Genomic DNA, 7,940 nt, shown 5'->3' with positions numbered 1-7,940 from the left:
ATCATAGGAGAAAGTAACCAGCCAGTAAATGGATATAAAATACCCGCTGCTAAAGGAATACCTAAAGCATTATAAAGAAATGCGAACATAAGGTTCTGCTTCATGTTTTTAATAGTTGCTTCTGATAATGAACGAGCAATCTCTATACCGCGTAAATCACCTTTTACCAAAGTAACTTGTGCACTATTCATTGCTACATCTGTTCCTGTACCCATTGCAATTCCGATATCAGCCTGAGCTAAAGCTGGGGCATCATTGATCCCATCACCAGCCATCGCAACCACTCTTCCTTCTTTTTGCAATTTCTTAACCAATTCTAATTTATCTGCGGGTTTAACCTCACCATAAACCTCATCAATACCTAATCTAGCACCAACAGACTTAGCTGTTGTTAATCCATCACCAGTAGCCATTACGATTCTTAGACCGGAATCTTTTAATGAAAGAACAGCCTCAGGTGTACTTGCTTTGATTGGATCTGAAACAGCTATTAACCCTATCAGTTTTCCATCCACAGCTAAATGCATGACACTTGCACCTTCGGCTCTTAACTTTTCAGCTTCGGGAACAAATGCTTTAACTGATATTCCCAGCTGTTCCATTAATGCTGTATTACCAAGAGATAATTGTTGTCCATTTAACTCTCCTTTAACACCAATCCCAGAGCCAGATTCAAAAGATGTTGGTCTAGACAGTACAAGATCTCTTTCACGGGCAGCACGTACGATTGCATCAGCTAAAGGGTGTTCACTCCCCTGATCCAGACTAGCTGCTAACCGAAGTACCTCATTTTCTTCATAGCCCGAAAGAGCGATAACCTTATCGAATGAGGGTTGGCCTTCAGTTAAAGTACCTGTCTTATCAATAATTAAAGTATCAATCTTACGTAAATTTTCTATTGCAGCTGCATCACGAAAAAGTACACCATTCGATGCACCACGACCTGTTGCCACCATAATTGACATAGGTGTCGCTAAGCCTAAAGCACATGGGCAAGCAATAATTAACACTGCGACAGCATTAATTAACCCGTAAACCCAACTAGGCTCTGGGCCAAATACCCCCCAACCAAAAAATGTAAGCACAGAAATAGCAATAACTACCATAACAAACCAACCTGCAACATGATCTGCCATTCTTTGCATCGGCGCTTTAGAACGTTGAGCTTGCGATACCATTTGTACGATCTGAGACAGTACCGTTGAAGATCCAACCTTTTCTGAACGCATTACTAATGAACCATTCATATTTATTGTTGCACCTATTACTTGATCGCCTTCACGTTTTGTAACGGGAACAGGTTCTCCTGTTAACATTGATTCATCAATAGAACTTGACCCTTCAGTAACAACTCCATCAACAGGGACCTTTTCACCTGGTCGTACTCGGAGCAAATCTCCAACATGTACATGGGAAAGAGGAATATCTTCTTCTTTACCATCGTCATTTATTTTTCTTGCAGTCTTAGGTGCTAGCCCAAGTAAAGATTTAATTGCTGCCGAGGTCTGTGATCGAGCTTTCAACTCAAGAACTTGGCCTAATAAGGTCAGCGAAATAATGGCTGCTGTGGCTTCGAAATATACAGCGACACGTCCCATAGAAACAAAAGAGTCTGGAAATACTTGTGGAGCCAAAGTTCCAATGAGGCTGTATATAAATGCGGCACCAGTACCAATTCCAATTAAGGTCCACATATTCGGACTACGATTTAAAACTGATTGCCAACATCTAACAAAAAATGGCCACCCTGCCCAAAAAACGATAGGTAATGTAAGAATGAGTTCAATCCAACTCTGTATCTTCATATCAAATAAATTCAGCTGATGCCCAAACATGGCTAAAAATACAACGATAAGAGTTAAAGGTAAGGTATACCAAAATCGTCTTTTAAAATCTTTTAGTTCAGGGTTTTCGTCAGCTTCATCCAGATTTGGAAGTAAAGGCTCTAAAGTCATACCACATTTAGGACAATTCCCAGGGTGATTTTGTTGAATTTCGGGATGCATCGGACAAGTGTAAATAGTAGAAGTATTCACATTTATCGGCTGATCAACCACAATTGAATTTATCCCAATCTCTTTTGGATTAGTCGCTTTTGCTAGTTTATTAATATAAAAAGCAGGATCATTCTTAAACTTTAACCAGCAATTTTCACTGCAAAAATAGAAAGTTTTACTGTCAACTTTTTCATAAAATTGAGATGTTTCTTTTACTGCCATGCCACAGACAGGATCAGTAAGTGTATTTTTATCTTCGTGATGATGATGGTCCATACAACCTCCTTCATATTTAATTTTAAAAGTAATAAATTGATTAAAACGTAAATAATTTCCTATTACTTGATCATTAGATAAGCGAAATTTTCTTTATAGTCAGTGTAGCACTTGTGACTTTTCAATTTTTAAAATGACAAAAATGTAATTTTGAAGTCATCGGAGTGTTTCTATCTTTCTTTGATAATAGGATTACAAAGTTGGTGACCAAGCTATCAATCAATGAATTTCATTCGGTCATTACTGGGCCCAAGATTAATTTAAAGAGGATGAAGAAATGAAAATTTTTCAAAATAAAATGTCAGCTCTACGTAACACTCTCGTAGGTGCAACACTGATTGTTACTGCTTCAAGTGCATTTGCACACGTGAAACTTGAAAGTGCAATTCCTGCGATCAATGCTTCTGTAGCAAGTCAACCAAAAAACATAACACTCAATTTTGGTGAAGAAGTAATGCTAATGAACGTTAAGTTACTCGATGCCCAACGTAAGGACATCCCTTTGAACTACCAAGTAACTCATGATATGAAAAAATCATTTGAAGTAGTTGTTCCTAAACTAAAAAAAGGAAAATATACAGTGGTTTGGACCACAATGGGTACCGATGGTCATAACATGAATGGTGAATATAATTTCACTATTAAATCAACAAAATAACAATGAGTGAAAATAGTCAACATGCCAGCAGCTTGCTGGCATGTTGCTATAATAAAGGGAGAAAAATATGATTCCTGAGACTTGGATATATGCAACATGGTTGGTTAAAGTCATTTTATATTTAGGGATTGCATTTGTTATTGGCGGTGCTTTCTGCTATTTCTTACTTGGACGTTATGTTGAAATCAAGGAGACTATTCTAAAATACATGACTATTGGTACAGGTTTAGGCCTTTTTGCAAGTGTTCTCGGTTTCTTCATTCTTATAGGAAGTTTTGCCAACACTGGCCTTTCAGGTATGTGGGATAACAACTATATAAATATACTAGTCAATACTCCTACTGGACATGTCTATATCATTCGATCAATCAGTTTTGCACTTTTACTCATATTTATGATAGTCAAACTTAGCAAAGGGATGATTGATATTTCCAAAACTGAAGGAGCAATCTTTACCATACTGCTCACACCAATCATTTTAAGTTTTTCACAACTCGGACACGTTACGAATTTATCCTTATTCGCTCAAGCTTTATTATCAATACATGTACTTGTAATGTCCTTATGGATGGGATCGCTTTATCCATTATGGAAAACAAGCAAAAAAATTAATGGCTTACCACTTAAAGAACGTATGCATCTATTTGGGCAAATAGCAGCCTTTATTGTAGGAATACTCATCGCTTGTGGTCTTAGTATTGCTTTATTACTCTTTAAAGATTTTAATACTCTAATCAATACACCTTATGGGCATGGATTTATTATTAAAATATTATTTGTCCTAAGTATTTTATTGTTAGCAGCCTTTAACAAATGGTATTTCACACCTCGCTTACAAGACCCGAAATCTGCGAAACAATTGGGCTATGCCATTTTATTTGAAATGTCATTAGGCCTATCAATTCTTTTAGCCACTGGTTATATCACCACTGTAGTCGGTATTGAGTAAAAAAAGGATCACGCTATGACTTCATGGATGAAGTACAATTTATTATTTCTCATGTTTTTTAATACGATATCTTGGGCTGAACCTAGTACTTCAAAAACGATTCGCTCCTTAGATGATACTGAATTATCTAATATCACTGATCATAACCATGGCGATACCAAAGTTGATGAGAATAAAGATGACCATCATTCCAAAGATAAACAACTACGTAATGAGGATAGTAGACAACAAAAAGTTATAAATGGATTAATGTTACAAAAGCCTAACGTACTACCGCCCTCCAAATAAACGATACTTAAGTAATGTTTATTGATTCAATAAGTAGTTCAAATTTTTTAATAAAAAATAGTAGCAATATTACTGTTGGGGGCTTCTTAGCCCCCAACAGTATTTAATTCAGAGCTTGAACCGACTGCTGCAACCCTTTCTGAATATCCTGAGCATGGCTCAAGTCATGCATTTGCTGATTCTGCTCTGATTTCGATTCCTCCGTGTAAAACTCCTCAACAATATCCAGCCCCTCCTCACCTCCCACCTCAAAGCTAGCATTGCCATAGCCCTGCCGTGCCACATGATCTAAAGCTTCCTGATAAAACCCTGCTGCCTTACTTGTTTCATCAATCTGTTTGGCTGACGTAATTGCCTCCTGTAAATTGATTCCATCACGTAAAGTTAAATCCACGTAATAGATCGGAGTACGATAACTTTGCGTGGTGCTTTTACCTCGTAAAGTCAGTTGCAATGGCAGACATGAAAGTAAATCACCTGAAGCCGAGCTGTAATAACGTAATCGTGCTGCTAAGGTACGAATACTATTAAAGCCTGTGGTTCTAAAGATGAAGGTGCCGAACTCATCCGATTCATCTAAATTGACGTAAAGTCTGCCATAAGGCTTACACAGTCCGCCTTGTGCCAAGGGACATAAATCAGGGGATGGACATGGATGTTGTTCAATGCCATTTTGTCCAAGTCGTTGGCAAGTTTCTCCATTGCCTGAACAGATTAATCGCCCTGTTTGTCTATCAAATAAGCTGTACTCAGCGCGTAGGTTTAGTTCGGGATCATTGAAGATCATCCGCACTGGAATGCTTCTGAGTTTTTGATTGGGTGCTTTGGCACGTAGTTGTTCATCCAAGGGATGCTTAATCCATCCGTCTTTTCCTTGAATTTGGCTGGTAATGGTAAATTGGTCATCTTTTTCAGGGAGTCGTTTGCCATTCTTTTCGACAATTTTGCCGATGCTAATACGACCTAAAACGGGTGGTGTAATTGCTAAGCCTTTAATCATGGTGATGTCCTCTTTATAGCTGTTTAAAATTTTGGGCATAAAAAAATCCCATACCTGTTGAGGTATGGGATCGGGTTGTTTGACGTGGCTCTGGTGGTTGATACGTTTGTTTAAGAAAGAAATGCTGGATATACGTATCTGCTCTATCCACCATTCGGATAAATCTGAAATCTTCGTGTCCCGACTTTGGTTTGCGGGAACTGCTGTAGATATTCAGGATGTTGTTTCAGTAACGCTTTACTATTTAAGGTGGTTGAGTCTTGTGTCTTCTTCCACGTCACTGAGCCTCCTGTAAATACCGCACGTTCCGCATCTTTCATTAGCATCTGTATTTGATGTTTGAGTTCATCGAAATACTGTTGATGTTGTTCAAGTCTGTGTCGCTCTTCTAACAGTTGATTAAAGAGGTAATTGGCTTGTTCGTTTTGGCTGAGGTCTTCTACAGTTAATGGAATTTGTTCAGGATAGAGTTGCTGTAGTGCTTTAGCTGCTGAATCAGAAGCATCGACACTCGGTGGAATACCTGACTCGACACATTGCCAGAAGTGACGCTCCGCATTGATGATGTGCTGGATCACCGTTTCATTACGGGTCACTTTATAGATTTTAGTTTCATGTCCACAGATCAAGGCACAGATATGTGCCGCTTGTTTGCCTGTCACCGCCAGTTGATGTTGCACTTGGCACAGCACATACAGTGGTACACCATCTCGCCAAAGTTTTGCACCATATTCTCCAACGGTTTTACATTCCAAGATTTGCACATCGGGGTTGCCTACCACGGCATAGTCTAGATTGGCGAGCATAAAGTGCTTGTCTTCATCAGGGTGTTGTAATACTGCATTGACACGACGGACTTTATTATTGGTATGCATGCTGTAGTATTCAGCCACCAAAGGTTCAAGTTGTTTACCCCAGTACAACGGTGCATAGCCTGCACTTTCATCTTCAATGTTTTGTTGCATCCGACCCGTTTTGATCATCCACAGCTCTAGCATCGACATATAGGGATTCAGTCCGCAGGCAGTTGCAGCATCACTACTGCCGATGCCCTGTTTACGGATTTCAAGCCATTGTTGATAGTTGAGTTGCTTGGTGTTGGCAAGGCGTTTAGCTGCGGGAGTTTTGGATTTTCTTGATTGTTTATTTTGGGAATGTTGAGCTGAATTACGTTTGGTTCGAGTGCCGACTTCCACCTGTTGACCAGATGGGTTGATATTCGGTGAGTAGGCTTGTAATGGGGATTGGTTTAATGCATTTTGAATGTGATGATGACTATTCATAATGGCACGACTCCTTTTTGAATAAAGTATCGTCACCACAGCAACCGCTAAATTTCAGGCATAAAAAAAGCCACCTCTGAGTGTGGCGAAGGGTCTTGCACTGCGGCTATCTTATAACCACTGGCTTAGGCTAATGGTGAAAGCTTAAATGAAGCTGAAATTTGAGTCACTGTGGTGGCTGTTGTTTCTGAAGTGAATGATGATTGAGTTTGATAGTGGGTGGGCTAAGCCAACATGCGTAAAGCCTGTTCCAAGCCGCGTTGTTTAAGCGCAGCCCCTGCCCCAAACCATGCTGAATCCAGTCGATGATCGGTACTCATCGCGCGTCTTTCGTGATCGCAAAACTCGGTGATTGCGCATAGTAAACCGTACGCTGTATCTTTGGCTGAACTCAATTCTGCACCACGGCCATGTCCGTTGAACATGGTCATCACTTTTGACATGGCACGGCCATTGGGTTCGGTTTTGTTATCGGATTTATTGATGCTCGATGTTACGGGAATAGTTGCTTTGGGTAGTGCTGCATTGCGGTAGTATTGAATGATAGTGTCCTCTTGATCTGCCACACTGAGATTGCTGTTATTAAACACCGCATCAAAGTAAGCGGCTGCTTCCTGCTGTGTAACTTTACGTTGACTCAGTTGCTTCATTTCATACATGTGTTCATCCCATGCACGCACTGAAATACCGAGTTGATGTTTGACTTTCTCTGCATCAAAGCGAGTACTGTGTGGAACTTTGACTACGCCCGTGTTGTTCGATCCAGCGTTTTGTGCTTTCAGGGCAATCGCAAGCGTGTTGTTACAGACCACACGAATAGAGGTGAATTGGGCGGTGGTCGCTAAGGTTCCATCACAAGCAGTAGCTAATAGAATATAGCCATTACTCACATCCTTTCCTTTTAAGGCAGATGTTTGTCCTGTCTTAGCCAATGCCCAGAATTTCTTACCGCCTTTAAGCACCCCAGCAGTTTCCAGTTCAAAACCTGATTGCTCAGTCAGATCACGGTAAAACTCTAGAATCTCTTTGGGCTGAACCTCTTGAAAGCGTTGACTGACCACGGATAAAGGTTCATGCGTATCAGAGCGATACAACACGCGTTGCTCTTGATAAGGCAAGATTAGGTTTTGTTGTTTGTGGTTTTCAGCCATATAACTGACATTTGAAGATTCAATACGCCAATCCATGCCTGCTTGTTTGGCCCAGACTTCAATCGGTTGATTAGGCGTGAGTTGATTACCCAAGCCATGCCAAGGGGTTTGTCCTACAAATGCCATGTTTTCAACTAAATGTGCCATAGAGATGATTCCTGTATAAAAGTGAAGTTGTTTAAAAAATAAAATTGAATGATGCTTAGTCAGCCACAGCAAAGTCCTGTCCGCATTGCAGACAGTGGTAATGTTGCGCGGATTTATAATGACGATAGAAATAATGCTGACTGGCCATAACCAGTGTTCCACCGACCACCACTCCAATCAGCCCACCGATA

7 protein-coding genes are annotated in these 7,940 nt (G+C 40.1%); 3 read left to right on the top strand and 4 right to left on the bottom strand.

The features are described from left to right. Window positions 1–2,273, bottom strand: a 2,273-nt coding sequence (locus tag B4237_RS03910; RefSeq protein WP_286941517.1) for a heavy metal translocating P-type ATPase, incomplete at its 3' end; no start/stop codon positions are given. A gap of 277 nt (window positions 2,274–2,550) precedes the next feature. Here B4237_RS03910 and B4237_RS03905 point away from each other — a divergent pair. The 3 genes from B4237_RS03905 (at window position 2,551) to B4237_RS03895 (ending at window position 4,168) form a co-directional block, all read left to right on the top strand. After that, window positions 2,551–2,931, top strand: coding sequence for a copper resistance CopC family protein (locus tag B4237_RS03905; protein ID WP_005091429.1), 381 nt, complete (start codon window positions 2,551–2,553; stop codon window positions 2,929–2,931). 67 nt (window positions 2,932–2,998) lie between these two features. Further along, window positions 2,999–3,880, top strand: a complete 882-nt coding sequence (locus B4237_RS03900) for a copper resistance D family protein (RefSeq protein ID WP_005091431.1) — start codon at window positions 2,999–3,001, stop codon at window positions 3,878–3,880. Between the two features lie 15 nt (window positions 3,881–3,895). Beyond that, complete coding sequence (locus tag B4237_RS03895) at window positions 3,896–4,168, top strand: hypothetical protein (RefSeq protein ID WP_005091433.1); 273 nt, start codon at window positions 3,896–3,898, stop codon at window positions 4,166–4,168. Between the two features lie 103 nt (window positions 4,169–4,271). On the opposite strand, the gene B4237_RS03890 is transcribed toward B4237_RS03895, so the two are convergent. From B4237_RS03890 to B4237_RS03880, 3 genes are all read right to left on the bottom strand, one after another. Then, window positions 4,272–5,168, bottom strand: coding sequence for a hypothetical protein (locus B4237_RS03890; RefSeq protein WP_005091434.1), 897 nt, complete (start codon window positions 5,166–5,168; stop codon window positions 4,272–4,274). Between the two features lie 143 nt (window positions 5,169–5,311). After that, complete coding sequence (locus B4237_RS03885; protein WP_262569018.1) at window positions 5,312–6,451, bottom strand: YqaJ viral recombinase family protein; 1,140 nt, start codon at window positions 6,449–6,451, stop codon at window positions 5,312–5,314. Window positions 6,452–6,675: 224 nt separating this feature from the next. Next, entirely contained in the window at window positions 6,676–7,749 is a 1,074-nt protein-coding gene (locus tag B4237_RS03880; protein ID WP_286941508.1) for a DUF932 domain-containing protein, read from the bottom strand. Window positions 7,750–7,940: the final 191 nt, after the last annotated feature.

Origin of the sequence: Acinetobacter sp. UBA6526 (genome assembly GCF_002434875.1) — a bacterium.
GTDB classification, from domain to species: Bacteria; Pseudomonadota; Gammaproteobacteria; order Pseudomonadales; family Moraxellaceae; genus Acinetobacter; species Acinetobacter venetianus.
Note: the sequence above shows the minus strand (reverse complement) of the source record. Positions and strands in the feature narration are given on the sequence as shown.

Coding starts and splice junctions, on each gene's coding strand:
- B4237_RS03905 (WP_005091429.1), top strand. CDS start 2,551: ATGAAAATTTTTCAAAATAAAATGTCAGCTCTACGTAACACTCTCGTA.
- B4237_RS03900 (WP_005091431.1), top strand. CDS start 2,999: ATGATTCCTGAGACTTGGATATATGCAACATGGTTGGTTAAAGTCATT.
- B4237_RS03895 (WP_005091433.1), top strand. CDS start 3,896: ATGACTTCATGGATGAAGTACAATTTATTATTTCTCATGTTTTTTAAT.
- B4237_RS03890 (WP_005091434.1), bottom strand. CDS start 5,168: ATGATTAAAGGCTTAGCAATTACACCACCCGTTTTAGGTCGTATTAGC.
- B4237_RS03885 (WP_262569018.1), bottom strand. CDS start 6,451: ATGAATAGTCATCATCACATTCAAAATGCATTAAACCAATCCCCATTA.
- B4237_RS03880 (WP_286941508.1), bottom strand. CDS start 7,749: ATGGCACATTTAGTTGAAAACATGGCATTTGTAGGACAAACCCCTTGG.